At 71.0% G+C, this 25,564-nt stretch carries 18 protein-coding genes; 13 read left to right on the plus strand and 5 right to left on the minus strand.

Translation table 11 applies throughout. The annotated features are described in order from the left end of the window. Positions 1 to 36 precede the first annotated feature (36 nt). From hutH to hutG, 8 genes are read left to right on the plus strand one after another with little or no spacing between them, the layout of a single operon-like run. Positions 37 to 1,608, plus strand: coding sequence for a histidine ammonia-lyase (gene hutH, locus ACN20X_RS00720; protein WP_160851102.1), 1,572 nt, complete (start codon positions 37 to 39; stop codon positions 1,606 to 1,608). Between the two features lie 39 nt (positions 1,609 to 1,647). Further along, entirely contained in the window at positions 1,648 to 3,381 is a 1,734-nt protein-coding gene (hutU, locus tag ACN20X_RS00725; protein WP_016447381.1) for a urocanate hydratase, read from the plus strand. Between the two features lie 23 nt (positions 3,382 to 3,404). After that, positions 3,405 to 3,965, plus strand: coding sequence for a HutD/Ves family protein (locus tag ACN20X_RS00730; RefSeq protein WP_016447382.1), 561 nt, complete (start codon positions 3,405 to 3,407; stop codon positions 3,963 to 3,965). Positions 3,966 to 3,994: 29 nt separating this feature from the next. Beyond that, on the plus strand, positions 3,995 to 5,290 hold the full coding sequence (gene hutI, locus ACN20X_RS00735) for an imidazolonepropionase (protein ID WP_473210185.1): 1,296 nt from the start codon (positions 3,995 to 3,997) through the stop codon (positions 5,288 to 5,290). Between the two features lie 11 nt (positions 5,291 to 5,301). After that, a complete protein-coding gene (locus tag ACN20X_RS00740; RefSeq protein WP_043789446.1) occupies positions 5,302 to 6,690 on the plus strand; it encodes an FAD-binding oxidoreductase in 1,389 nt (462 codons plus the stop codon). Next, positions 6,687 to 7,832, plus strand: a complete 1,146-nt coding sequence (locus ACN20X_RS00745; RefSeq protein WP_473210186.1) for a histidinol-phosphate transaminase — start codon at positions 6,687 to 6,689, stop codon at positions 7,830 to 7,832. Before ACN20X_RS00740 ends, ACN20X_RS00745 begins: the two co-directional genes overlap by 4 nt. After that, entirely contained in the window at positions 7,829 to 9,229 is a 1,401-nt protein-coding gene (locus ACN20X_RS00750; RefSeq protein ID WP_043789442.1) for a formimidoylglutamate deiminase, read from the plus strand. The genes ACN20X_RS00745 and ACN20X_RS00750 overlap by 4 nt, the downstream gene beginning before the upstream one ends. 14 nt (positions 9,230 to 9,243) lie before the next feature. Continuing rightward, positions 9,244 to 10,107, plus strand: coding sequence for an N-formylglutamate deformylase (gene hutG / locus ACN20X_RS00755; protein ID WP_051941033.1), 864 nt, complete (start codon positions 9,244 to 9,246; stop codon positions 10,105 to 10,107). Here the strand turns inward: hutG and soxR are convergent, their stop codons facing one another. Beyond that, the gene (soxR, locus tag ACN20X_RS00760; RefSeq protein WP_012202096.1) at positions 10,108 to 10,611 is read right to left on the minus strand and encodes a redox-sensitive transcriptional activator SoxR; all 504 of its coding nucleotides are present in this window, start codon (positions 10,609 to 10,611) and stop codon (positions 10,108 to 10,110) included. A gap of 224 nt (positions 10,612 to 10,835) precedes the next feature. On the opposite strand from soxR, the gene ACN20X_RS00765 reads away from it, so the two are divergent. Continuing rightward, complete coding sequence (locus ACN20X_RS00765; RefSeq protein WP_013800052.1) at positions 10,836 to 11,219, plus strand: hypothetical protein; 384 nt, start codon at positions 10,836 to 10,838, stop codon at positions 11,217 to 11,219. Positions 11,220 to 11,250: 31 nt separating this feature from the next. Further along, positions 11,251 to 12,063, plus strand: coding sequence for an AraC family transcriptional regulator (locus ACN20X_RS00770; RefSeq protein ID WP_016447389.1), 813 nt, complete (start codon positions 11,251 to 11,253; stop codon positions 12,061 to 12,063). 3 nt (positions 12,064 to 12,066) lie between these two features. On the opposite strand, the gene ACN20X_RS00775 is transcribed toward ACN20X_RS00770, so the two are convergent. The 4 genes from ACN20X_RS00775 to ACN20X_RS00790 form a co-directional block, all read right to left on the minus strand. Next, positions 12,067 to 14,064, minus strand: coding sequence for a reverse transcriptase family protein (locus ACN20X_RS00775; RefSeq protein WP_288897245.1), 1,998 nt, complete (start codon positions 14,062 to 14,064; stop codon positions 12,067 to 12,069). Between the two features lie 307 nt (positions 14,065 to 14,371). Continuing rightward, positions 14,372 to 16,102: an SWIM zinc finger family protein gene (locus ACN20X_RS00780; protein WP_016452215.1), complete on the minus strand. Its 1,731-nt coding sequence runs from the start codon at positions 16,100 to 16,102 to the stop codon at positions 14,372 to 14,374. A 31-nt stretch (positions 16,103 to 16,133) separates the two neighbouring features. After that, positions 16,134 to 19,295: a hypothetical protein gene (locus ACN20X_RS00785; RefSeq protein WP_473210187.1), complete on the minus strand. Its 3,162-nt coding sequence runs from the start codon at positions 19,293 to 19,295 to the stop codon at positions 16,134 to 16,136. A 223-nt stretch (positions 19,296 to 19,518) separates the two neighbouring features. Then, positions 19,519 to 19,704, minus strand: a complete 186-nt coding sequence (locus ACN20X_RS00790) for a hypothetical protein (protein WP_156179775.1) — start codon at positions 19,702 to 19,704, stop codon at positions 19,519 to 19,521. On the opposite strand from ACN20X_RS00790, the gene ACN20X_RS00795 reads away from it, so the two are divergent. Genes ACN20X_RS00795 through ACN20X_RS00805 form a run of 3 tightly spaced genes read left to right on the plus strand, consistent with a single transcriptional unit; the run spans position 19,703 to position 25,563 of the window. Next, entirely contained in the window at positions 19,703 to 20,917 is a 1,215-nt protein-coding gene (locus ACN20X_RS00795; RefSeq protein ID WP_016447393.1) for an efflux RND transporter periplasmic adaptor subunit, read from the plus strand. The genes ACN20X_RS00790 and ACN20X_RS00795 overlap by 2 nt on opposite strands. 13 nt (positions 20,918 to 20,930) lie before the next feature. After that, complete coding sequence (locus ACN20X_RS00800) at positions 20,931 to 24,137, plus strand: efflux RND transporter permease subunit (RefSeq protein WP_047217597.1); 3,207 nt, start codon at positions 20,931 to 20,933, stop codon at positions 24,135 to 24,137. Beyond that, positions 24,130 to 25,563 carry an efflux transporter outer membrane subunit gene (locus ACN20X_RS00805; RefSeq protein WP_046982621.1) on the plus strand — a complete coding sequence of 478 codons (1,434 nt, stop codon included), beginning with the start codon at positions 24,130 to 24,132 and terminating at the stop codon, positions 25,561 to 25,563. Before ACN20X_RS00800 ends, ACN20X_RS00805 begins: the two co-directional genes overlap by 8 nt. Position 25,564: the final 1 nt, after the last annotated feature.

Genomic DNA, 25,564 nt, shown 5'->3' on the forward strand with positions numbered 1-25,564 from the left:
CTGGCACATCCTTCCAGACACCGACAGGGCATCACCATGAACACCATCACGACTCCCGGCCTCACCTCCCGTCCCGGCACCGCGCTGACGCTGCAGCCCGGCCAGGTCACCCTGGCCCAGCTGCGGGCCATACAGCAGGGCGGCGTGCGCCTGTCCATGGCGGCGCCCGCCTACGAGCGTATGCGCGCCGCCCAGGCCCATGTGCAGCACATCGTGGATGAGGACCAGGTCGTCTATGGCATCAACACCGGCTTCGGCAAGCTGGCCTCCACCAAGATCGCCCATGACCGCCTGGCAGAGCTGCAGCGCAACCTGGTGCTGTCGCACAGCGTGGGCACGGGCGATCCGCTGCCTGACGCCGTGGTGCGTCTGGTGCTGGCCACCAAGGCCGTGAGCCTGGCGCGCGGCCACTCGGGCGTGCGCCCCGAGCTGGTCGATGCGCTGCTGGCCCTGGCCAACGCCGACGTGCTGCCCGTGATCCCCGCCAAGGGCTCGGTGGGCGCCTCGGGCGACCTGGCGCCGCTGTCGCACCTGGCCTGCGTGCTGATCGGCGAAGGCCAGGCCAAGATCGATGGACAGGTGGTGTCCGGCACCGAGGCCATGCGCCACGTGGGCCTGGAGCCCTTCGTGCTCGGCCCCAAGGAAGGGCTGGCCCTGCTCAACGGCACCCAGGTATCCACGGCGCTGGCCCTGGTGGGCCTGTTCCAGGGCGAGAGCGTGTTCGCCGCCGGCCTGGTGGCGGGCTGCCTGACGCTGGAGGCCATCAAGGGCTCGGTCAAGCCGTTTGACGCCCGCATCCACGAGGCGCGCGGCCAGCTCGGCCAGATCGCCGTGGCCGCCGCCGTGCGCGAGCTGCTGGACGGCAGCGCCATCGACACCTCCCACCCCCATTGCGGCCGCGTGCAGGACCCGTACTCCATCCGCTGCGTGCCCCAGGTCATGGGCGCCTGCCTGGACAACCTCAGCCATGCGGCCCGCGTGCTGGTGATCGAGGCCAACGCCGCCTCGGACAACCCGCTGGTCTTCGACAACGGCGACGTGATCTCGGGCGGCAACTTCCACGCCGAGCCCGTGGCCTTCGCGGCCGACATCATCGCCCTGGCTCTGGCCGAGATCGGCGCCATCTCCGAGCGCCGCATGGCCCTGCTGCTGGACACCGGCCTGTCGGGCCTGCCGGCCTTCCTGATTGCCGACAGCGGCGTGAACTCGGGCTTCATGATCGCCCAGGTCACGGCTGCCGCCCTGGCTGCCGAGAACCAGTGCCTGGCCCATCCCAGCAGCGTCACCAGCCTGCCCACCTCGGCCAACCAGGAAGACCATGTCTCCATGGCCACCTACGGCGCGCGGCGCCTGGGCGAGATGGCGCGCAACACCGCCGTCATCGTGGGCGTGGAAGCCATGGCCGCCGCCCAGGGCATGGACTTCGACCGCAGCCTGAACAGCTCCGAACTGATCGAGGCGCAGTACGCGCTGATCCGCAGCCAGGTTCCGCACCTGGACCGTGACCGCTACCTGGCACCCGACATCGAAACCATGCGCCAGTGGGCGCTTGCCACGGACTGGCCCCAGGCCATCGTCCGCCACCTGCCCAGCCACCAGGCTGCCTGAACCTCGCAATCGCTCACCCTACGCACCCAGGAGATCGCCATGAACGCCAACGACGCCATCCTCAACGCCAACGCTGCCACCGCTGCCACCAATCCCCGCTATGACGCCAGCCGCGTCATCCGCGCCCCGCGCGGCAGCGAACTGCACTGCAAGAACTGGCTGGCCGAGGCTGCCTACCGCATGCTGCAGAACAACCTGGACCCCGACGTGGCCGAGAACCCCAAGGCCCTGGTGGTCTACGGCGGCATCGGCCGCGCGGCGCGCAACTGGGAGTGCTATGACCAGATCCTGGAGTCGCTGAAAAAGCTGGAGGCCGACGAGTCGCTGCTGATCCAGTCGGGCAAGCCCGTGGGCGTGTTCAAGACGCACGAGAACGCACCGCGCGTGCTGCTGGCCAACTCCAACCTCGTGCCCCAGTGGGCCAACTGGGAGCACTTCAACGAGCTGGACCAGAAGGGCCTGTTCATGTACGGCCAGATGACGGCCGGCAGCTGGATCTACATCGGCGCCCAGGGCATCGTGCAGGGCACGTTCGAGACCTTCGTCGAGGCCGGCCGCCAGCACTACAACAACGACCTCACGGGCAAGTGGATCCTCACGGCGGGCCTGGGCGGCATGGGCGGTGCCCAGCCGCTGGCCGGCGTGCTGGCCGGCGCCTGCGTGCTGGCCATCGAATGCCAGCAAAGCAGCATCGACTTCCGCCTGCGCACGCGCTACCTGGACAAGCAGGCGCGCGACATCGACCACGCGCTGGAGCTCATCGCCCAGCACACGGCTGCGGGCGAGGCCATCTCCATCGGCCTTCTGGGCAATGCCGCCGAAATCCTGCCCGAGCTGGTGCGCCGCGCAAAGGCCGGCGGCGCCCGCCCCGACATCGTGACTGACCAGACCTCGGCCCATGACCTGATCAACGGCTACCTGCCCGTGGGCTGGACCGTGGACGAGTGGCGTGCCGCCGCGGCCGACCCGTCGCGCCATGCCCAGCTCAAGGCCGCCGCCGCCCAGGGCTGCGCCCAGCATGTGCAGGCCATGCTGGACTTCCAGGCCATGGGCATTCCCACGGTGGACTACGGCAACAACATCCGCCAGGTGGCCCTGGACCAGGGCGTGAAGAACGCCTTCGACTTCCCCGGCTTCGTGCCCGCCTACATCCGGCCGCTGTTTTGCGAGGGCAAGGGCCCGTTCCGCTGGGTGGCCCTGTCCGGCGACCCCGAGGACATCTACAAGACCGACGCCAAGATCAAGGAACTGTTCCCCGACAACAAGCACACCCACCGCTGGCTGGACATGGCGCGCGAGCGCATCAGCTTCCAGGGCCTGCCCGCGCGCATCTGCTGGCTGGGACTGGGCGAGCGCCACAAGGCGGCCCTGGCCTTCAACGAGATGGTGAAGAACGGCGAACTCAAGGCCCCCATCGTGATCGGCCGCGACCACCTGGACTGCGGCTCGGTGGCCAGCCCCAACCGCGAGACCGAATCCATGAAGGACGGCACGGACGCCGTCAGCGACTGGCCGCTGCTCAACGCCCTGCTCAACACCGCAGGCGGCGCCACCTGGGTCAGCCTGCACCACGGCGGCGGCGTGGGCATGGGCTACTCCCAGCATGCGGGCGTGGTCATCGTGGCCGATGGCACGGACGAGGCCGCCGCCCGCCTGGGCCGCGTGCTCTGGAACGATCCGGCCACCGGCGTGATGCGCCATGCGGATGCGGGCTACGACATTGCCGTGGCGGCCGCCAAGCGCCATCAGCTGAACCTGCCCATGGTCAAGTGAGCCGCTTGCAGGACACCACGGCCATGCAGCGTTTCGACCTGAACCAGATCGCCGCCAGCCCCTGGAAGAACGGGGGCGGCAGCACGCGCGAGATCGCCTGCTGGCCGCCCGGGGCCGGCATGGAGGCCTTTGGCTGGCGCATCAGCGTGGCCACCATTGACCAGCCCGGCCCGTTCTCGGCCTTTGCGGGCGTGGACCGGCAGATCATGCTGCTCGATGGCGACGGCGTGCACCTGCGCGGCGAAGGCATCGACCATGTGCTGGACGCGCGCTGGCAGCCGTTTGCCTTCTCCGGCGATGTGGCGCTGGGCTGCTCGCTGCTGGGCGGCACTTCCACCGACTTCAACGTGATGGCGCGGCGCGGCCGGTGGCGAGCGCAGGTCCAGGTGCTGGACAGCGCTGCCGACGCCGGCCGCGCCGACGCCGGCCTGTGCATGGTGCTGCAGGGCGACTGGCAGGCGGATGGCGCTGCGCTCATCCCCGGCCAGGGCATGTGGTGGAGCGCGCCGCAGCCCGACCCGCAGCAGCTGGTGCCGCAGACCGACGACGCGCGGCTGGTGCAGGTGCTGCTGCAAGCCTGCTGACGACCCACGACATCCAAGGAATCCCCCCCATGACCGAGCCCCACGCACCCGCTTCTGCATCCGCTTGCGCACTCGCTCCATCCTCCTCGGCCGACGGCTGCTGGCAGAACCTGCGCCTGGCGCCTGACGTGTTCGAGGCTGGCCAGGCCGTGGGTGACGGGGAGGATGCCTGCATCGTGGTGCAGCAGGGCCGCGTGGCCTGGGTGGGGCCGCAGCAGGCCCTGCCGCCCGCATATGCGTCCCTGCCGCGCCATGACGGCCAGGGCATGCTGGCCACGCCGGGCCTGGTCGATTGCCACACCCACCTGGTCTATGGCGGCGAGCGCGCCAACGAATTCGCCATGCGCCTGGACGGCGCCAGCTACGAGGAAGTGGCACGCGCCGGCGGCGGCATCGTCTCCAGCGTGCGTGCCACGCGCGAGGCCAGCGAGGACGAGCTGTTCGCCCAGGCCCTGCCGCGCCTGCAGCAGCTGCTGGACGAGGGCGTCTGCGCCATCGAGATCAAGTCGGGCTACGGCCTGGCGCTGGAGCACGAGCGCAAGCAGCTGCGCGTGGCCCGGCGCCTGGGCCAGGCCCTGGGCGTGACCGTGCGCACCACCTTCCTGGGCGCGCATGCGCTGCCGCCCGAGTACGCAGGGCGCAGCCAGGACTACATCGACCTCGTCGCCGGCACCATGCTGCCCGCGCTGGCGGCCGAGGGCCTGGTCGATGCGGTCGATGTGTTCTGCGAGCGCATCGCCTTCTCGTTGGCCGAGACCGAGCAGGTCTTCCAGGCCGCACGCCGCCTGGGCCTGCCCGTCAAGCTGCATGCCGAGCAGCTGTCGAACATGGAGGGGGCGGCCCTCGCGGCCCGCTATGGCGCGCTGTCGTGCGACCACATCGAGCACCTGTCGGAAGCAGGTATCACCGCCATGCGCGGCGCGGGTTCCGTGGCCGTGCTGCTGCCCGGCGCCTACTACACGCTGCGTGACACCCACATGCCGCCCATCGCGGGCCTGCGCGCCGCGGGCGTTCCCATGGCCGTCTCTACCGATCACAATCCGGGCACCTCCCCCTGCCTGAGCCTTTTGCTCATGGCCAACATGGCCTGCACCCTGTTCCGGCTCACCGTGCCCGAGGCCCTGGCGGGCATCACCCGCCATGCCGCGCGCGCCCTGGGCCTGCAGGACGAGCATGGCCTGATCGCGGCCGGCCGTCCCGCCCACTTCGTGCTCTGGCCCGTGCGCCATGCGGCCGAGCTGGCCTACTGGTTCGGCAGCAAGCCTGACTGCACCATCGTGCGCCAGGGCCGCATCGTGCGGACCCGCGGGCAGGGGAGCCACTGAAAGCCTGTCCCATGCCCCATGCACTGTTTCTCGATGAATTGATTTCCACCCTGGGCGCCGAAGTGGCGCAGCGCGGCGACGATGTGCCCGAGCGCTACCACACCGACTGGAGCGGCACGCCGCCCCAGCGCCCGCTGGCCCTGGTGCGCCCGCGCAGCACCGACGAGGTCAGCGCGCTCATGCGCCTGTGCACGGCCCACCGCGTGCCTGTCGTGCCCCAGGGCGGGCTCACGGGCCTGGCCGGTGCGGCCGTGCCCGTGGCGGGTGCCGTGGCCGTCTCCATGGAGCGCATGAATGCCATCGAGGACGTGAACGCGCGCACCGCGCTGATGACCGTGCAGGCCGGCGCCACGCTGCAGGCCGTGCAGGAGGCGGCCGTGGCCGCAGGCATGGTCTTCGGCGTGGACCTGGGCGCGCGCGGCAGCTGCCAGATCGGCGGCAACGTGGCCACCAATGCGGGCGGCAACGGCGTGCTGCAGCACGGCATGATGCGCGAGCAGGTGCTGGGCCTGGAGGTGGTGCTGGCCGACGGCACGGTGCTGCCCATGCTGCGCCCCATGCTCAAGAACAACACGGGCTACGACCTCAAGCAGTTCTTCATCGGCTCGGAGGGCACGCTGGGCATCGTTACGCGCGTGCTGCTGCGCCTGCGCCCCGCGCCCCAGGCCCGCGCCACGGCCCTGGTGGCCGTGCCGGACTTCGATGCGGCGCTGTCCGTGCTCTCGCGCATGCAGTCGCGCTTTGGCAACGGCGTGGCGGCGTTCGAGCTGATGTGGGACAGCTTCATCCAGGCCTCCATCCGCTGGCAGAAGCTGCAGCCGCCGTTTGGCCAGGCGCATGCGCTGCTGGCCCTGATCGATGTGGACGGCAAGGACGAGGCCACGCTGCGCGCCGACGTGGAAGAGGCCCTGGGCGAGGCCATGGAGGCCGGCGAGGTGGCCGATGCCGTCATCGCCCAGTCCGTGGCCCAGGCGCGCCAGCTGTGGAAGCTGCGCGAGGCGCCGGCCGAGCTCAACACGAACATGCATCCGCCCGTGAACTTCGACGTCAGCCTGCCCCAGGCCGACATCGGCCGCTTCGCCGATGCCTGCCGCGCCGCGTTCGACGCGCGCTGGCCCGGCCACCACACGCTGTTCTTCGGCCATGTGGGCGACGGCAACCTGCATGTCTCGGTGGACGGTGCCACCGCCAACGGCGACTGCGAAGGCGTCGAGGCCGCGCTGTACCACCTGGTCGGCGAGTTCGGCGGCAGCGTCTCGGCCGAGCACGGCATCGGCCTGCACAAGAAGCCCTATCTCGGCGCCAGCCGCACCCCGGCCGAACTGGCCGTCATGCGCGCCATCAAGCAGGCGCTGGACCCCCTGCATCTGTTCAACCCCGGCAAGGTATTCGACCTATGAACGCTCCCGCCCTCCACGCGATCCACACCCTGGCACGCCCCGAAGTGCCGCCGCTGCTGCCCTACAACGCAGGCCTGTCCTCCGAGGCCGTGCGGGCGCGCTACGGCGTCACCGAGATCGCGCGGCTGGCGAGCAACGAGAACCCCTTTGGCGCCAGCCCCGCCGTGGCCCGCGCCCTGGCCGACCTGGCCCTGCATGTGGGCACCTATCCCGATGCGCAATGCACGGCGCTGCGCGCGGCCATCGCGGCGCGCACCGGCGTGCCGGCCGAGGCCATTGCCGTGGGCAACGGCTCCGAGGACATCCTGCAGATGCTGTGCCAGGCGTTTCTCTCGCCCGGCGACCGCGTGCTCACCCAGCGCCCGGCCTTCGGCCTGCACGAGATCTACCCGCGCATGATGGGCGCCCGCGTCGAGCTGCTGGAGCTGACGCCCGCGCTGGACTTCGACGTCGATGCCTGGTGCCAGGCGCTGGCGCGCGGTCCCAAGATCGCCATGCTGGCCAATCCCTCCAATCCCGTGGGCTGCATGTTCAGCGCCGGGGATTTCGCGCGCCTGCTGGACGCCACGCCGCCGCAGACCCTGCTGGTGGTGGACGAGGCCTACTACGAGTACGCCCTGCACGCCGACGGCTACCCCGACGTGCTGGCCCTGCTGCGCGGCCGCGCCATGCCCTGGATCGTGCTGCGCACCTTCTCCAAGGCCTGGGGCCTGGCAGGCCTGCGCGTGGGCTACGGCCTGGCCAGCGACGCGGCCCTGGTGCAACTGCTGGACCGCGTGCGCACGCCCTTCAACGTCAATCAGGCCGCCCAGGCGGCGGCGCTGGCGGCCTGGGGCGATGAGGACTTCATGCAGCGCGGCGTGGCCGAGACCGTGCGCCTGCGCGATGTGCTGGCGCAGCGGCTGGCCGCCCTGCCTGCACTGCCCGCGCTTCGGATGGCGCCTTCGGCCGCCAACTTCCTGTTCATCGACATCGGCCGTCCCAACGGCCCCGTGAACGAGGCGCTGCTGGCCCGGGGCATCATCACCAAGCCCTGGAAGGAGCCGGGCTTCGAGCACTTCATCCGCGTCTCCGTGGGCACGGAGGCCGACAACGAACGCTTCGTGCGCGCGCTGGCCGACATCCTGGAGGCCGGGCAATGAGCGGCATCGACCCGACACCCGACAGCCGCACGCTGTTCGCCGAGCACGCGCTGCTGCCCACGGGCTGGGCGCGCAATGTGCTGCTGCGCTGGGATGGCGCAGGAAGCCTGCAGGCCGTACAGGCCGACGCACAGCCCGGCAGCGCGCCGCGCGCGCCCGGCCCCGTGCTGCCCGGCATGCCCAACCTGCACTCGCATGCCTTCCAGCGCGCCTTTGCGGGCCTGACCGAATACCGCGCCGAGGCCCAGGACAGCTTCTGGAGCTGGCGCGATCTCATGTACCGCTTTGCCGCGCGCATCACGCCCGAGTCGCTGGAGGCCATCGCCACCTGGCTGTACGTGGAGATGCTGGAGGCCGGCTACACCTCGGTCTGCGAATTCCACTACGTGCACCACGACCGGGATGGCCGGCCCTATGCCGACGACGCCACGCTGTCCCTGGCCCTGCTGCGCGCCGCGCGCAAGGCCGGCATGGGCATCACCCTGCTGCCCGTGCTCTACCAGACCAGCGGCTTCGGCGGCAAGCCGCCGCGCGCCGACCAGGCGCGCTTCATCCGCAGCACCGACAACATGCTGTCCCTGCTGCAGCGCCTGCTGCCCGAGGCCCGTGCCCAGGGCGCGGCCCTGGGCCTGGCGCCGCACTCGCTGCGCGCCGTGCCGCCCGACAGCCTGCGCGTGGCCGTGGAGGGCCTGACGGCGCTGGACGCGCGCGCGCCCGTCCACATCCACATTGCCGAGCAGACCCAGGAGGTGGACGACTGCCTGGCCTGGAGCGGCCAGCGCCCCGTGCAATGGCTGCTGGAGCATGCCCCCGTGGACGCACGCTGGTGCCTGGTCCATGCCACCCACATGACGCCCGGTGAATACGCGGGCGCCGCGCGCAGCGGCGCCGTGGCCGGCATCTGCCCCACCACCGAGGCCAACCTGGGCGATGGCATCTTCGACATGCCGCAATGGCTGGGCCACGGCGGCGCCTGGGGCGTGGGCTCGGACAGCCATGCCTGCGTCAACGCGGCCGAGGAACTGCTGATGCTCGAGTACAGCCAGCGCCTGTCGCTGCGCCAGCGCAACGTGCTGGCAGGCCCCGACCCGCAGGTGGGCACCGCGCTGTGGACCGCTGCCGTGCAGGGCGGTGCCCAGGCCGCAGGCCGCCCCGTGGCCGGGCTGGCCGTGGGCCAGCAGGCCGACTTCCTGGCGCTGGACGCAGGCCATGTGGCAGTGGCCGGCCTGCCGGTGCAGGCCGTGGTCTCGGCCCATGTCTTCGGCAGCCACCGCAGCAGCGCCCTGCACAGCCTGTGGGTGGGCGGCGAGCGCCGCGTGCAGGCGGGACGGCATGCGCTGCACGAGGCGGCAGCCCATGGCTTTGTCGCGGCCCGCGCGGCCACCCTGCAATCCTGAGGCCCCCGCATGCCATGGGCCCGCAAAATCCGCCAGAAACGTTCCAGAATCACACCATGACCGATACCGCTCCCCCTCCCTTCGTCTTCCACCAGGGCACGGCGCCGCTGCTGATCTCCATGCCCCATGCGGGCACCCATGTGCCGCCCGACATCGCCGCGCGCCTGACCGAGGAAGCCCGCCACGTGCCCGACACCGACTGGCACCTGCCGCGCCTGTACGAGTTCGCCAAGGCCATGGGCGCCTCCATCCTCGTGGCCACGCATTCGCGCTATGTGGTGGACCTGAACCGTCCGCCCGATGGCGCCAGCCTCTACCCGGGCCAGAGCGTCACCGGCCTGTGCCCCGTGGACACCTTCGACGACACGCCGCTGTACGCCGACCCGGCCGATGTGCCCGCAGACGCCGAAATCGCCGCGCGCCGCGAGGCCATCTGGGGCCCGTACCACGCGCAGCTGCGCGCCGAGCTGGACCGCCTCAAGGCCGTGCACGGCACCGTGGCGCTGTGGGATGCGCACTCCATCCGCTCGGTGCTGCCGCGTTTCTTCGAAGGCAAGCTGCCCGACCTGAACCTGGGCACCGGCAAGGGCACGAGCTGCGCGCTGGAGCTGGCCGAGCATCTGCTGGCCATTGCGCAGACCGCGCCGGGCCACACCGCCATACTCAACGGCCGCTTCACGGGCGGCTACATCACGCGCCACTACGGCCAGCCCGAGGCCGGCATCCACGCCGTGCAGCTGGAGATGACGCAGTGCAGCTACATGCAGGAAGCGCTGCCCTTCGACTACCTTCCCGAGCGCGCCGAACAGATCCAGCCCACGCTGCAGCGCATGCTGCAGGCCGTGCTGGACTTCGTCACGACACGGCGCGTGTCCTGATCAGCCTTCGTCGTGGCAGTGGCCCGGGCAGGGCCCGCCCATGGCCACGGGCGGCGGGTCGCCCAGCCAGCGGCGTGGCCCCGGGCCGTTCTGTGCGCACAGGTCGCCGGGGTTGTGCAGCACGCAGTGGCGCAGCGAGAGGCAGCCGCAGCCAATGCACTGGTCCAGGCTCTCGCTGAGCCGCTGCAGCTCGCCTATGCGGTCGTCCAGCCGCTGCTTCCAGACCCGCGACATCTTCTGCCAGTCCCCGCCCGTGGGGACATGGCGGCTGGGCAGCTTGGCCAGCTGCTCGGCGATCTCCTCCAGCGTGAAGCCTATGCGCTGGGCGAACACCACGAAGGCGATGCGCCGCAGCGACGAGCGGTGGTAGCGCCGGTGGCCGCTGGCGCTGCGCACGGACTCGATCAGGTTCAGCGACTCGTAAAAGCGCAGCGCCGAGGCCTTGACCCCGCTGCGCTGCGCCACGTCGCCGATGCTGAGCAGCGGATCATCCTCGGTTTTCATGGTGGCTTTCCTTCGTGGCTTGACTTCAAGTTCACTTGAACTCGAAGAATGCGGCCATTCTGAGCGAAAGCGCAGGAACAGGGCAACCGGGGCTTGTACCGCCCCTGCAGGCGTCCTGGCCGGACTGCGAAATTCTTTGGCCGAGTGCTGCAATGACGCAGCTGCCGTTCATTCATACAGTAATGGGTCTCATTTGTATTGAATGGCATCGGCCGGAGGTTTCCATGTACATCGACAGCAGCAGCTTTCCCCTGGTCCGCATGGGCTACGAGCGCGACAAGGCCGTGCCCGTGGACCGCTTGCTGGAGGACTTCTCGGCCCTGCTGGCCCGCGGCCAGGCCTTTGTCTTCTTCAGCGACGGCGACATGTCCCAGGAGGAGCGCTCGCCCGAGGAGCGCAAGCAGGTCGTGCTGTGGATGAAGGCCCGCCGCCCCGAGCTCAAAAGCCTGGTGCGCGCCCTGGTCCACGCCGAGCCCGATGCGCAAAAGCGCGCCGAGGCCGAGGCCTTCGCACAGATGTTCGGCAAGGCCTGGGGCTATCCCATGCTGCTGGTGGCCTCCCCCGAGGAGGCGCAGCAGCGTGCACGGGAGCTGCTCGGGTCCGATTGATGACCGATTGACATGAACTGAGAGAAACACCATGAATGCCGTGGATTCCGCCCTGCTCAAAGTCCTGCCCGAGAGGTGGGATCCCGACCATGTGGACCGTCCCGTGATCGTCCTGCCGATGCGCTCGGGCCCGGGTGACTGGGCAATGGACTTCCATGCCCACCGCAAGAGCCAGCTCATGGTCACCAATGCGGGCCTGATCACGCTGGAGACCGAGGCCGGCGTCTGCGTGGTGCCGCCGCGCAGCGCCGCCTGGATTCCGGGCGGCACGCTGCACCGCGTCAGCTGCAGCGGTGCGGCCAGCGGCCATATCGTCTTTGTGGAATCCGGCGCGGCGCGCCCCGCGCCCGGCCCCTGCCATGCGCTGGCCGTCTCGCCCTTTCTGCATGCCCTGCTGGAGCGCGTGCAGGGCCTGCCGCAGGACTACGAGCCCGACAGCGGCGATGGCCGGCTCATGCAGGTCCTGCTCGATGAAATCCAGAACGCGCAGCCCGAGGGCCTGCACCTGCCCCTGCCGCGCGACCGCCGCCTGCGCCGCATGACCGGCGCCCTGTGCGAGCAGCCCCAGCTGCAGGCGCGGCTGGCCGACTGGGCCCAGCGCATCGGCATGAGCGAGCGCAGCATGACGCGGCTGTTCCTGGCCGAGACCGGCCTCACCGTCAACCAGTGGCGCCGCCAGCTGCATGTGCTCACCGCGCTGCAGCAGCTGTCCCAGGGGCTGCGCATCCAGACCGTGGCCGATGCCCTGGGATACGAAAGCGCACCGGCCTTCGTGACCATGTTCCGCAAGGCCGTGGGCACCTCGCCGCGCCGCTTTCTGGCACTGCGCAGCGCGGTGCGCTGATCGCTACGAAAGCCGCAATCCCAGGCCGACCAGCACGGCCACCACCATCGCCGCCCCGAAGACATCCCAGCGCTGGATGCGCCGGTACCTGAGGATGACGACCAGGACGATGCCGATCAGCGTGATCAGCCGGGCCTGGAACACGGTGCCCAGCAGGAAGCAGATCACGATCTGCGCCCAGTAGGTGAGCAGGCCGGCCATCGGCGGCCTTTTCGATGCGGGCGGATTCGGGTCCGGTGCGGCCGGTGATGGCGATGGCGATGGCGATGGCGATGCCGCGGGCAGGGTGCTTGCGGCGCCGGGGGCAGGGCCAGCCGCCTGCCGTTCCTCCTGGCGCTGCTCGCGCCGCTGCTGGTCGGTCTTCTCCAGCACGGGCGCTGCGGGTGCGGCCGGCTGCCACCATGGCTTGCCGCTGGCCAGCGCAGGTGCCTGCCCGCCGGCTGCCAGGCGCCGGAACGTGGCGTTTGCGGGGGGCTTGGCGCGCGCGGCGGCGCGGTCCTGCCGGCTGGCCTCGAGCAGGGCGTCGTTCGCCCGGTCCACAGGGCTGCGCGTGAGCTGCCGGGCCTGTGCCAGCAGCGGCCCGCCCTGCACGGGATCGATCTGGTGGACGAACTGCGCCATTCCCAGCAACTGCGTGGCATGGGCCGGCTGGCCTTGCCAGTGGGGCGCCTGGGCAGGCTGGACAGATTGGCCTGGCAGGCCTGTCCCGGCCTGCGTGGCGCGGTGCAGGGCGGCGCGCAGGCGCCTGCGCGTCTGGCGCGATACGCCGGGCTTGTCCGCGTTCACCACCAGCCCCGTGACCTCCTGGCGGCGGCCCTTGCGCATCACGCGCTCCTTGTCGGGGTGGGGCGTGAAGCCTTCGTCGCGCAGTATCCAGCGCACGCGGCCCAGCAGCCGGCCCACGTTGTCGCGCGCGGCCTCGCCCGAGGCCGAGAAGGTCAGGTCGTCCGCATAGCGCGTGTACACAAAGCCCAGCTGCCTGGCCAGGCCCAGCAGGCGGCGGTCCAGGCGGCGGCACAGCAGGTTGGTGAGCATGGGGCTGGTGGGCGCGCCCTGGGGCAGCACGCGCTCGCGCGCCTTGCCGCCAACGAAGAGCTTCTCGCCATCCACCTGCCAGGCCTGGGCGCGGTTTTCGCTGCACAGCAGGGCCAGGAGGGTGGCCATGGCCTCGCCATAGCCCAGATGCCGGAACACGCCCTTGATGCGGCCGAAGGCAATGCTGGGAAAGAAGTCCTTCACGTCCAGGTTGATGACCACGTCGTGGCCCGCATGCGGCGCGGCATTGCTCACGATGGAGCGGCCGGCCAGGAAGCCGTGCGCGGCATCGTGCGCGGGCACCTTGGCGAGGATGTTGTCCAGCACCCAGTACTGCGCGCGCTTGAGGCGCGGCATGGGCGCGGAGATCAGCCGCTCGCCGCCGGTCTTCTTGGGCAGGGTGAACGAGTGGTAGTGGTGGGTGCGGGCCACCTCGCGGTGAAAGCCCAGGAAGCGCAGCTCGGCCACCGTGATGCCCATGGCCTGGGCGAGCTGGGCGGCATCGGCCAGCTGCGGCAGGCCATGCCGGGCGAGCCGCTGCGGATCGGCCTGCCTGCGCTCCGTGCCATCCCGGGCGGCATCCTGCAGGGCCGCGGAGACGCCGGGGCCCAGATAGCCCACGTGCGTGGACCGCCTGGCATGCCAGGCCAGCGCCTTGTCATGGCGTTCCTGGGCCTGGCGGCGTTTGGTTTCCTCGCGCTGGGCCAGCGCCTTTTGCATGCGCTCCTTGCGCATCTGGCGCAATGCGCGCTCGGGGTTCTGGCGCACGGCGATCTGCTGGCGCAGCTCGGCCAGCTCGCGCTGCAACTCGCCCTCGCGCTGGATGTGGGCGGCGGCCAGCTGCGGCTGTCCCTCGCCCTTGGGCCAGAAGCCCAGGCGCTGCATTTCCTCGAGGATAACTTCCTGTTTGCTGGAGGCCTTGATGCGCTCGTAGATCTCGGCGCGCGTGGGTTGCGGCTGGCTCATGCGGCAACCCCTGCAAGGCGGGCCCGGCCGCTGTGCGGTGGGCAAAGAAATGGAGCGACGCGCTTCTCGTCGAAGAGCCCGCAGGGCTCACGGGACGGGAGCTGTTCGCTCGACGCCACCCCGCGACGGTATGCGTGTTTCGCTTGTGGCAAGCCACTCAGGAAAACGCATACCGTCGCTGGGGTGGCACAGTGAAAACGGCGCCCGTGGTGCATGAAACGGCAGTTCACAAGGGTGGCGAAACACCACCCGGGTTGCAAGAGCCTGCGCGTCGCTCCGCGTGGCAGTGTAGAGCAATTGAGGCGGTTCACGCGATTTCTCCTTGTCCTGCTGCGGCCGCCTGCTGCGGGCCTGCCGGCTGGCGTGCGGCATCGAGCTGGGCCTGCGCCACCAGGCGCAGCGCAATCATGTGCTCGCAGGGCCCCTGGCGCAGCCGGTGCTGCTGGTAGTGGTTGCAGCTGCAGCGCGCATCGGTCAGGCGCTCGTCCGCGTTGAGTTCGAGCTGGGTGTCGAACAGGCGCTTGCCGTCGGCGCGCGGTATCTGGCCGGTGATGCGGCTGAAGCCGTCCTTGCGGTCGATGCGCGGCGGGGCAATGGCCTTGCCGCGCACCAGGGCCAGCGCCTTGTCCTCCTCGGGGTTGACGGGCTGCAATTGCTGCGCCGTCAGCGGCTCGCGCAGCAGCTCGCGCCAGGCGTAGCGCCCGGCGTCCAGGTCGTAGACCGCGCGCCCGGCCTGCATCCAGCGCGTCATGGCCGTGTGCACCTGGGCCGGGGCCAGGCCCGTGGCCTGGGCCAGTTCCTGCGCGCCGGCCTGCCAGCACGACTGCAGTTGCCGGCCCACGGCCTCGACCTGGGCGGGCGTGACCTCGGCCTGCGGCGCCATCAGGTGAAAGCGCGCGCTGGCGGCCCAGTCGTTGGCGCTCCAGCCCGACAGGCCCAGCGTGACCGTGACCTGGCCCAGCTCCACCACCCAGAAGCTGGGCATGCCGCTGCCCAGCAGGTGCACGCGCACGCGCGTGGCCTGCGGGATCAGCCGTTCCAGCGTGAGCAGGCGCCGGCGCCCCCACAGGCGGATGGTGCCGCCGCCCGTGCCCAAGGCATCGCTGACGACGTGCGAGCGCCGGGTGGCCAGGCGTTCCTCCCAGGGCTCGAACACCACGGCGGGCGGCTGCCCCGGCGTCAGCTCGAAGCGCAGCGCGCGCGGGCCATGGCGCTCGCGCCGGGCACGCAGCCGCGCGCAGATGTTGAACAGGTCCATGGGGTGCAGTTCCACCACGGTGGCGGGCAGGGCCATGGCGCTGGAGACCTGCACGAAGCCGCGCAGCCAGCTGTCGGGCAGGTCGATCTTTTCCTCGCGCAGTGCCGGATCGGCGCCCACCTGCACGGCAAAGCCGGCCGGGTCCAGCGTCAGCCGCGTGTCCCGGTAGCTGCGGATCTTCTGGAACTCTTCGTAGAGGCTGGCCGAGTAGTCGATGTTGGTGGTGCCGCAGATGCGCTCGCCCGCATGCTCGAAGGCCTCGTGCCGGATGCTGACCGCGCAGTAGCTGGACTCGTCCTGGCTGAAGGCCTCGAACAGCAGCCGGTCCGGGTGCACGGTGATCACGGGGTCGAGCACGTACCAGGCATCGCGGTTGGCCTGGTACAGCCAGTCGAAGTATTTGCGCTGCGCCTTGTAGAAGGGCGCGAGCACCTGGTTGCGGGTCTCGCGCAGGTCCTTGAGTTCTGCGCTGATTTCCTTGGCGCGCGCCTGGGCGCCGCCGGTGTCGGCCATGAAGCCGGCCAGCAACTGGGACTCATGCTCCTGCAGCCATTCGCGGTAGGCCGTCTTGTCGCGGCCGCGCGTGCGCATGTCGCTGACCACCACGCTGTGCAGCGCGCTGAGGCCTTCGCGCACCTGCAGGAAGGCCGGGCCGTCGCGCCGGAGCAGGCCGTCGAAGCGCGTGGGAGGCCGCAGCAGGTCGGGCGCGAAGGAAAACGCCTGTTGCGTGGCCGTGTCGCTGACCTGCGTGCTGCCGTAGTACTGATAGCGAAATTCCATGTCCGTTCGACTCCGTGCTGTGAACAGGCGCTCAGGTGGAAGACGGGGCCTGGCCGCGCCGCTCCGCCGCCAGGGGCTGCATGAAGCTTTGCGCCAGATGGGGATGGCGCTGCACGATGTCGCGCAGCCCGGCCACATAGTCGGGCTGGTCGGCCTGGCTGGCGCTGACCACCTGCCGCGCGAAGATGGCCGCGACCACGGCCGCGGTCTCGGGCGCATCGACCTGGCCGCGCAGGAAATGCAGCACGCGCGTCTTGCTGGCGCGCGCGCGGTGCACCTGGCTGAGCACGGCCAGGAAGTAGGGCTGCAGCTCCTGCAGGCGCGTGGCGCGCTGCGGTGCGGGCTCGTCGGGCAGGGCCAGCAGCCATTGCGTGACGAACAGCTGCACGCCGGGGGCCGGGTGCTGGGCCAGGCGCGCGAGGTAGAGGCTGGCCTCGGGCGCGCTCATGTGCTGCTCGAGCCGCTGGCGGCCCAGGGCCTGTACCCAGGACTGGGGATGGTCCACCCAGCCGATCAGCAGCTCGGGCGTGAGCGCATTGGCCGGCAGCCGCTGGCCGAACATCTCGCGTGCGTACTGCTGGGTGTCGGCGAACAGGGCGTCGGCCAGCGGCAGCAGCTGTTCCGCCTGCTCGGGCCGGGTCTGTTCCATGGGCGTGAGGCGCGTGTCGATGCTCTGGCGGCTCAGGGCGCGCACATCGGCATCGGCATGCCGCGCCAGCGTGGACCACTGGCGCAGGGTGTAGGCCTGGATGTCCAGCGCCTTCAGGCCCCAGGCGCCGTAGCGTTGCGCACCCGTGGCCTGGGCCTGCAGGGCGCGCCAGATGCCTGAGGCATCGCGGGCCGGGGCCACGGCGGCCAGCGGGCCGGTGAGCAGGCGCAGCGCCGCGTCGTGGACGCCTTCGGCCTTTTCCGCACGGAACAGCACCTCGTGCAGGCGTTCGGCGATCTGGGCGTTGCAGCGCGCGTTGTACAGAGGGGTGCCGGCCAGGCGCTCGACCAGGGGCGCGGCCGCTGCGCGCAAGGCGGCATGGGGCGATACCGCGAACCCGGCCAGCATGTCGGCCTGCTCGCACAGCAGATCGTCGGCCAGGCTGCCCATGAGCCGTATGCCGCAGGCCATGCGCGCAGGTTCCTCGGATTCCAGCAGCCCGCGCAGCGCCGCCGCAGGCAAGGTGCGCAGGCCTTGCGGGTGCGCCAGCAGCCAGGCGGTCGCCATCTCCACCAGTGCCGTCACCGAATGCGCCAGCAGGTGGTGCAGCGGCGGGGCCGGAACGCCGGGCGCGTGCGCGACCAGCGGTGCCTTGTCCGCGAAGAGGGCCTGCACCGCATCGCGGATGTCGGCCAGCGCAGCGCCGTCCGCATCCAGCGTGGGCAGCGCCGCCAGCAGGGCCAGGGCCACGGCGGCGCCATCGGCATAGAGCAGCAGGGCCAGTGCCTGCGTGCGCGAGCTGGCGGCGGGCGACAGAAGCAGGGCCGCCACCAGCTCGGCATCGCGCGCGGCGGCTGCGCGGTCGCGCGACAGCCAGGCGCCCAGGTAGCGGGCGGCCGGCCCCTCGCCGCATTGCGCAAGCGCCAGCAGCCAGGGGCGGCGCGCCGCATCGTCGGTCAGAGCGACCATGCGCTGCTGGGCAATCTCCAGGCCCAAGGCGGCGGCGGGCGCATAGGTTTGGTGCAGCAGCGGCGCGGCGGCCGCCGCATCCAGGCTGTCCAGAAAGGCCTTCTGGTCCTGCAGAGCGCGCGTGAGCGACCACAGCAGCAGCGTGGACTGCGAGCGGCCCACCAGCTGCAGCAGCCGCTCGGGGTGGGCGTCCCACAGGGGCGACAGCCCTTCCACGCGCTGCGCGGGCAGCTGCTGCAGGTCCAGCGGCTTGTCGGTGTACCAGCCATGGGCGCGTGCCGAGGCATGCAGCTGCGGCCAGCGGGGCAGCAGCAGCCGGGCGGCAAGCAGCCAGCGCGATTCGGGCAGGCGGCCGGAGCGCGAGGCAGCCTGGCCCGCGCAGCGGCGGTCCATGGCCTGGAGCAGGGCCGTGGCCTGCGCGGCGCCTTCGCTGTGCCCGGCCGAGACCATGCGCCGCAGCTGGCGCCAGCCGCGCAGGCGCAGGTACAGGGAGGTGTCGCGGCTGAAGACGGCACCCTCGTCGCGCGGGCCATCGAAGCGGGCATGCAGCACGGCCAGCAGGGCGTGGTCGCGCCGCCACTCGGCACGCTTGTGGATGCGCCGTATGGCAGGCCACCAGGGGCGTGTGAAAGGGATGCGCTCCATCCAGGCCAGCAGCTGCCGGTGGACGGCGCCATCGTGCGCGCCCAGCGTATCGGCCGCCAGCAGCGCCTGGGGCGTGAGGGCGTTGAACACGGCCTGCTGCGCCTGCGGGCCGTCCTCCGGCGGGGCGGTGCGTGTCTCTTGTTCCCCCTGTGCCCCTTGCTCCCCTTGTACCCACTGCTCCCACTGATGCCGGTGCTCCTGCAGCGCCGCCTGGCGCTCCTGCGGCGCGAGCAGCGCCAGCCAGGCCTGGTGCGCCAGGTCGCGCGTGGCCTCGCTGGCGCCGCGCTGCGACAGCGCCTGCATGGCCACCGCCGCGCCGCCATCGCCCAGGCGGCCCACCAGATAGGCCAGGCAGTAGTCGAGCAGGTCGTCGCCCGTGCCCAGCAGGGCCACCAGGCGCGGCACCTGCGCATGCAGCAGGCGCTGGGCGCCGCCGCCGCGCGCGGCATCCGCATATTCCGCCAGGCGCCACACCAGGCGCGCCTGCTGGCCTGCGGGCATCAGCCGCCAGGCATTGCCGTCCAGGCGCCGGCACAGGGCCGGTATGGCGGCGGCCTGCACGGGCGACTCCGGCAGCTGTGGCGGCTGCGGCGCCGGTTCCTGGGCGTGGCCAGCCAAGGGCAAGGCTTGCACGCCATCCAGCTCGGCAAAACCTTGCTGGGACTGCAGCACATCGCCGGCCGCCAGGCGCTGGCGCAGATAGGCCAGTGCGCGCTGGCGTGCAGGCTCCAGTGCCAGCGGCAACGGGGTCAGCGTGCTGTCATCGACCTGCGCGACGACGCCGGCCTTCCATTGCGTGACCTGCAAGGTCACGACATGGCGCGCCGCCGCGTCGCGCCCCTGCGGGTCCAGGGCCACCAACGTCACGGTGCTGATGCGTTCATTGCGTCCCTGCGGGCGGGACAGTACGGCTTGAGCAAGCAGGTTCATGCGGCAGGCATCCAGTGCTTTTCCATATGGGGTTGGCTGGCGGGAACAACCGGGGCCGCAAAGTGTTCGCGGCCGTCGTTTCCCGCTGGCCAACGCAGGGTCAGATGGCATCGCAGTGTAGTGCCTCGATGCCCTGCGGGCGCCGCCCGCCGCGTGCCCGCCGCAGTGCCGATGGCCGCTGCGCTTGTCCGATCCGGCCATTGATTCCCCTGGCAAACCGTCCTCAATTTTCGTGGTGTCTTTGTGGCTGGATCTTGACTTCAAGTTCACTTGAACTTGAAGAATGCAACCCATTGTGAGCAGCCGCCGGCAAGGCCTTCAGAGCCTGCGGTACAGCCCCCTTTTTCCGGCCCTGCACCGCCCCCGGCAGCAGGGCCTTGCCCATCCCCCTCAAGGAGAGTCGATCCATGCCAGTTCTTCCCCCGCCGCCGTTGCGGCGTGCCCTGTTCGGAGGCGCCCTGGCGGCGCTGGCCCTGCTTGCCGGCTGCCGCCCGCAGGCCGTGGGCGATGCCCATGCCAGCGACGGCCCGCCGCCTGCGCCCGAGGTGCTGGTGAGCGAGGTCGTGCCGGCCAGCGTGCGTGTCTGGGACGAGTTCAACGGCCGCATCGATGCCGTGGACTCCGTGCAGCTGCGCCCGCGCGTGTCGGGCTATATCGAGCGCATTGCCTTCAGCGAGGGGCAGGAGGTCAGGAAGGGCCAGCTGCTGTTCGTGATCGACCAGCGGCCCTACCGCGCGGCCCTGGCCAGCGCCGAGGCCGAGCTGGAGCGCACGCGTGCCGGCGCCGCCCTGGCGCGCACCCAGGACCAGCGTGCCCGCCAGCTGGTGGCCGAGCATGCCGTCTCGCGCGAGGAAGCCGACACGCGTGCCGGCGCCATGGCCCAGAGCGCCGCCCAGGTGCGTGCCGCCGAGGCCGCGCTGGCGGCCGCGCGGCTCAACCTGGACTTCACCGAGGTGCGCGCGCCGGTCTCCGGCCGCGCGGGCCGCGCCCTGCTCACCGTGGGCAACCTGGCCCAGGCCGACCAGAGCGTGCTGACCACCGTGGTCTCGCAGGACCCGGTGTATGTGTATTTCGATGCGGACGAGCACAGCTTCCTGCGCCACCAGCAGGCCGCCAACGCCGCCAACGGCGGCAAGGGCCGGCCCGTGCGCATGGGCCTGGCCAGCGATGAGGGCTTCCCGCACAAGGGCACGCTGGATTTCACCGACAACCAGCTCAACGCCGGCACGGGCACGGTGCGCATGCGCGCCCGCATGCCCAATCCCGACCGCCTGCTGACGCCGGGCCTGTTCGCGCGCGTGCAGTTGCAGTCAGGGCAGTCCGAGCAGGGCGGCGGCGGGCAGCAGGCGCTGCTGATCGACGACAAGGCCGTGCTCACCGACCAGGACCGCAAGTACGTGTATGTGGTGGGCGAGGGCAACAAGGCCGAGCGCCGCGACTTGGAGCTGGGCCGCATGGTCGATGGCCGGCGCGTGGTGCAAAAGGGCCTGGCGGCGGGCGACCGCCTCGTGGTCGGCGGCCTGCAGCGCATCTACTACCCCGGCATGCCGGTCAGCCCCAAGCCTGCGCCCGGCGATGGGCAGGCGGCGGTGGCCCAGGCGTCGGCCGTGGCCGCGCAGTGAACCGGGACGCACCATGGATTTCTCCAAATTCTTCATAGACCGCCCGATCTTCGCGGTCGTGCTCTCCATCATCCTGTTCGCCGTGGGCCTGGTTGCGATTCCGCAGCTGCCCGTGGGCGAGTATCCCGAGGTCGTGCCGCCCAGCGTGGTGGTGCGCGCCACCTATCCGGGCGCCAATCCCAAGGAGATCGCCGAGTCGGTGGCCGTGCCGCTGGAGGAGGCGATCAATGGCGTCGAAGGCCTGATCTACCTGAAGTCGGTCGCGGCCTCGGACGGCAGCCTGCAGGTGGTGGCGACCTTCCGCGCCGACGTGGACCCCGACACGGCAGCCGTGCGCGTGCAAAACCGCGTGAGCCAGGCGCAGAGCCGCCTTCCCGAGGAAGTGCGCCAGTACGGCGTGACCACGCAAAAGCGCTCGTCCACGCCGCTGATGTATGCGGGCCTGACCTCCAGCGACGGCAACCATGATGCGCTGTACCTGCGCAACCATGCCACGCTCAAGATCAAGGACGAGCTGGCGCGCATCCCCGGCATCGGCGAGGTGGCGCTGTACGGCGCAGGCGACTATGCGATGCGCGTCTGGCTGGACCCCAGCAAGGTGGCCGCACGACAGCTCACCGCCGCCGAGGTGATCGCCGCCATCCGCGAGCAGAACGTGCAGGTATCGGCCGGCCAGCTGGGCGCCGAGCCCAGCCCCAAGGGCTCGGACAAGCTGCTGTCCATCAATGTGCGAGGCCGCCTGAAGACGGCCGAGGAGTTCGGCTCCATCGTGCTCAAGGGGGGTGCCGACGGCCAGGTCGTGCGCCTGTCCGACGTGGCGCGCATCGAACTGGGCGCCAGCGACTACAGCATGCGCTCGCTCAGCGACACGCGGCAGATGGCGGCCGTGGGCATCTTCCTGTCGCCGGGCGCCAATGCGCTGGGCGTGGCGCGGGAGGTCTACGCCACCATGGAGCGCCTGTCCAGGGATCTGCCCGAAGGCGTGAACTTCGAGACCGTCTGGGACCCCACGGTCTTCGTGCGCGACTCCATCAAGGCGGTGCAGAGCACGCTGATCGAGGCGGTGATCCTCGTGGTGCTGGTGGTCATCGTCTTCCTGCAGACCTGGCGTGCTTCCATCATTCCGCTGCTGGCCGTGCCCGTGTCCATCGTCGGAACCTTCGCGGGGCTGTACCTGCTGGGCTACTCCATCAACACGCTGACCCTGTTCGGCCTGGTGCTGGCCATCGGCATCGTGGTGGACGATGCCATCGTCGTGGTGGAGAACGTGGAGCGCTACATCGAGGAGGGCCACACGCCCCTGGAGGCGGCGCACCTGGCGATGAAGGAGGTCTCGGGCCCCATCATCGCCATCGCCCTGGTGCTGTGCGCGGTCTTCGTGCCCATGGCCTTCCTCAGCGGCGTGACGGGCCAGTTCTACAAGCAGTTCGCCGTGACGATCGCCATCTCCACGGTGATCTCGGCCATCAACTCGCTGACGCTGTCGCCTGCACTGGCGGCCAAGCTGCTGCAGCCGCGCGGCGCGCCGCGCGATCTGCTGTCGCGCGGGCTGGACCGCAGCCTGGGCTGGTTCTTCCGCCCCTTCAACCGCTTCTTCGACCGCAGCGCGCACGGCTACCAGAACTCCGTGGGGCAGTCGCTGCGCCGCCGCGGCCTGGTGTTTGCGGTCTACGCGGCGCTGCTGGCGGGCACGGCCGTGCTGTTCCAGGCCGTGCCGGGCGGCTTCATCCCGCTGCAGGACAAGCTGTACCTGTTCGGCGGCGCCAAGCTGCCCGAGGGCGCCTCGCTGGGCCGCACCTCCGAGGTGACGCGCCAGATCGTGGAGCTGGCCCACAGCGTGGAGGGCGTGGACAAAGTCGCTGCCTTCGCGGGCTTCAATGCGCTGCAGACCACGACCACGCCCAACCTGACCAGCTCCTACATCATGCTCAAGCCCTTCGGCGAGCGCACGCGCAGCGCCGAGGAGATCAATGCCGAGCTGGGCGCCAAGTTCGCGCAGATCGAGGGCGGCTTCGCCTACGCGCTGATGCCGCCGCCCATCCAGGGCCTGGGCAACGGATCGGGCTACTCGCTGTTCCTGCAGGATCGCGCGGGCCTGGGCTACGCGGCGCTGCAGCAGGCACTGCAGGCCTTCCAGGCCGAGATCGCCAAAACGCCGGGCATGACCTATCCGGTCAGCAGCTACCAGTCCAACATCCCGCAGCTCGAAGTCAAGGTGGACCGCACCAAAGCCAAGGCGCAGGGCGTGGCGCTGACCGACCTGTTCCAGACGCTGCAGGCCTACCTGGGCTCGGTCTACGTCAACGACTTCAACGCCTTCGGCCGCGTCTGGCGCGTGATGCTGCAGGCCGATGCCGACCACCGCCAGGCCGTGGAGGACATCGCGCGGCTGCGCACGCGCAATGCGCGCGGCGAGATGGTGCCCATTGGCTCCATGGTCACCGTGGTGCCCAGCTTCGGGCCCGACCCGGTGCTGCGCTACAACGGCTTCCCGGCGGCCGACCTGATCGGCGACTCCGACCCGCGCGTGCTGTCCTCGGGCGAGGTGCTGACCAAGCTCCAGGAGATCGCGCAGCGCACGCTGCCGCGCGGCATCGAGCTGGCCTGGACCGACCTCAGCTACCAGCAGGTGGAGCAGAGCAACGCCGCGGCCGTGGTCTTCGCCATCGCCGTGATGCTGGTCTTCCTGGTGCTGGCCGCGCTCTACGAGAGCTGGACGCTGCCGCTGGCCGTCATCCTCATCGTGCCCGTGTGCATCTGCGCGGCGCTGTTCGGCGTCTGGCTGGCCGGCGGCGACAACAACGTCTTCGTGCAGGTGGGGCTGGTGGTGCTGATGGGGCTGGCCTGCAAGAACGCCATCCTGATCGTGGAGTTCGCGCGCGAGCTGGAGCTGCGCGGCGTGGGCATCGTCGATGCCGCGCTGCAGGCCTGCCGCCTGCGGCTGCGGCCCATCGTCATGACCTCGATCGCCTTCATCGCCGGTGCCGTGCCCCTGCTCATCGGCGGCGGCGCGGGCAGCGAGGTGCGCGCGGCCACGGGGGTGACGGTGTTCTCCGGAATGCTGGGCGTGACCCTGTTCGGCCTATTCCTCACGCCGGTGTTCTACGTCACGCTGCGCCGGCTCTCGGGCCGGGCGCTGACTGGCCATGCGCCTGCACATGCCGCGCCTGCCTCCCCACCCTCCGACAAAGCCGCACCCCTGGAGCCCCACCATGTCTGAAATCCGCAAATCCCTGAGCCGACACGCGCTGGCGCTGGCGTCTGCCGGGCTTGTGGCCGGCTGCGCGGTCGGCCCCGACTTCAAGGCGCCTGCGGCGCCGCAGGCCGGAGCACAGTTCGCGCGGGCCGAGCCTGCACCGGCCACCCCGCAGGCCGAGCCCGATGCCGCCTTCTGGCGCCAGTTCCAGGACCCGCAGCTGACGCGGCTGGTGGAGCAGGCGCTGGGCGGCAACCAGGACCTGCAGGTGGCGCTGGCACGGCTGGACGGCGCCCAGGCGCTGCTGAGCGAAAGCCGCTTCGACCAGTTCCCCACGGTCACGATGTCGGGCCAGGCCACGCAGCAAAAGCGCAGCGAGAGCGAGGCCTTCTACGGGCCGCGCAGCCAGCGCAGCTACACGGCCGGGCTGTCGGCCAGCTGGGAGATCGACGTGTTCGGCCGCGTGCGGCGCAACATCGAGGCGCGGCGTGCCGACCTGCGCGCCGACGCGGCCGATCTCGCGGCGCTGCAGGTGGCCATCGCGGCCCAGGTCGCGGGCAGCTATGCCGACCTGCGCGGCTGGCAGCAGCGCCTGGCCCTGGCCCAGGCCAATGCGGCCAACCAGCAGGACACGCTGCGCCTGGTGCAGCTGCGCCTCACACACGGCAGCGGCACCGAGTTCGACCTGGCGCGCGCCCAGGCCCAGCTGGAGGCCACGCGCTCGCGCATCCCGGCACTGCAGGCGCAGATCGCCATGGCCCAGCACCGGCTGGCCGTGCTCACGGGCCAGGTGCCCGAGGCGCTGATCGCCGCGCTGGATGTGCCTGCCGCCCTGCCGCAGCTGCCGCCGGCCATCGACCCCGGCACGCCGGCCGGCCTGCTGCGCCGCCGTCCGGACGTGGCCGTGGCCGAGGCACGGCTGCATGCGGCCACGGCGCGCATCGGGGTGGCCACGGCCGACCTGTTCCCGCGCCTGTCGCTGGGCGGGCTGCTGGGCAGCACGGCGCTGCACGGCGGCGCGCTGTTCGAGGGCGGCAGCGCCACCAGCAGCGTGTTCCTGGGCGTGGACTGGTCCTTCCTCGACGTGGGCCGCGTGCGCGCGCGCATCGCGGCCAGCGAGGCCGGCGCCCAGGCCGCGCTGGCCCAGTACCAGCAGACCGTGCTGCTGGCGCTGGAGGACGCCGAGAACGCCCTGGTGCGCCTGCAGCGCACGCGCACCGAGGATGCCCACCTGGCCCAGGCCGCCGAGCAGCGCCAGCGCGCAGAACAGCTGGCGCTGCGCCGCTACCACCTGGGCAGCGTGGGCCTGTACGAAGTGCTGGATGCGCAGCGCGACCTCTACGCGGCCCAGGACGCCGCCGCCGACAGCCGCGCACGCGGCCTGCGCGCTGCCGTGGCGCTGTACCAGGCCCTGGCCGGTGGCTGGGACGGGAAGCTGCCGCCAGCCTGAG

Source organism: Delftia sp. PX-1, from assembly GCF_055797465.1.

Coding starts and splice junctions, on each gene's coding strand:
- hutH (WP_160851102.1), top strand. CDS start 37: ATGAACACCATCACGACTCCCGGCCTCACCTCCCGTCCCGGCACCGCG.
- ACN20X_RS00785 (WP_473210187.1), bottom strand. CDS start 19,295: ATGAACCTGCTTGCTCAAGCCGTACTGTCCCGCCCGCAGGGACGCAAT.
- ACN20X_RS00770 (WP_016447389.1), top strand. CDS start 11,251: ATGAATGCCGTGGATTCCGCCCTGCTCAAAGTCCTGCCCGAGAGGTGG.
- ACN20X_RS00730 (WP_016447382.1), top strand. CDS start 3,405: ATGCAGCGTTTCGACCTGAACCAGATCGCCGCCAGCCCCTGGAAGAAC.
- ACN20X_RS00745 (WP_473210186.1), top strand. CDS start 6,687: ATGAACGCTCCCGCCCTCCACGCGATCCACACCCTGGCACGCCCCGAA.
- ACN20X_RS00740 (WP_043789446.1), top strand. CDS start 5,302: ATGCCCCATGCACTGTTTCTCGATGAATTGATTTCCACCCTGGGCGCC.
- ACN20X_RS00765 (WP_013800052.1), top strand. CDS start 10,836: ATGTACATCGACAGCAGCAGCTTTCCCCTGGTCCGCATGGGCTACGAG.
- ACN20X_RS00775 (WP_288897245.1), bottom strand. CDS start 14,064: ATGAGCCAGCCGCAACCCACGCGCGCCGAGATCTACGAGCGCATCAAG.
- hutG (WP_051941033.1), top strand. CDS start 9,244: ATGGGCCCGCAAAATCCGCCAGAAACGTTCCAGAATCACACCATGACC.
- ACN20X_RS00750 (WP_043789442.1), top strand. CDS start 7,829: ATGAGCGGCATCGACCCGACACCCGACAGCCGCACGCTGTTCGCCGAG.
- soxR (WP_012202096.1), bottom strand. CDS start 10,611: ATGAAAACCGAGGATGATCCGCTGCTCAGCATCGGCGACGTGGCGCAG.
- ACN20X_RS00790 (WP_156179775.1), bottom strand. CDS start 19,704: ATGGATCGACTCTCCTTGAGGGGGATGGGCAAGGCCCTGCTGCCGGGG.
- hutU (WP_016447381.1), top strand. CDS start 1,648: ATGAACGCCAACGACGCCATCCTCAACGCCAACGCTGCCACCGCTGCC.
- hutI (WP_473210185.1), top strand. CDS start 3,995: ATGACCGAGCCCCACGCACCCGCTTCTGCATCCGCTTGCGCACTCGCT.
- ACN20X_RS00800 (WP_047217597.1), top strand. CDS start 20,931: ATGGATTTCTCCAAATTCTTCATAGACCGCCCGATCTTCGCGGTCGTG.
- ACN20X_RS00795 (WP_016447393.1), top strand. CDS start 19,703: ATGCCAGTTCTTCCCCCGCCGCCGTTGCGGCGTGCCCTGTTCGGAGGC.
- ACN20X_RS00805 (WP_046982621.1), top strand. CDS start 24,130: ATGTCTGAAATCCGCAAATCCCTGAGCCGACACGCGCTGGCGCTGGCG.
- ACN20X_RS00780 (WP_016452215.1), bottom strand. CDS start 16,102: ATGGAATTTCGCTATCAGTACTACGGCAGCACGCAGGTCAGCGACACG.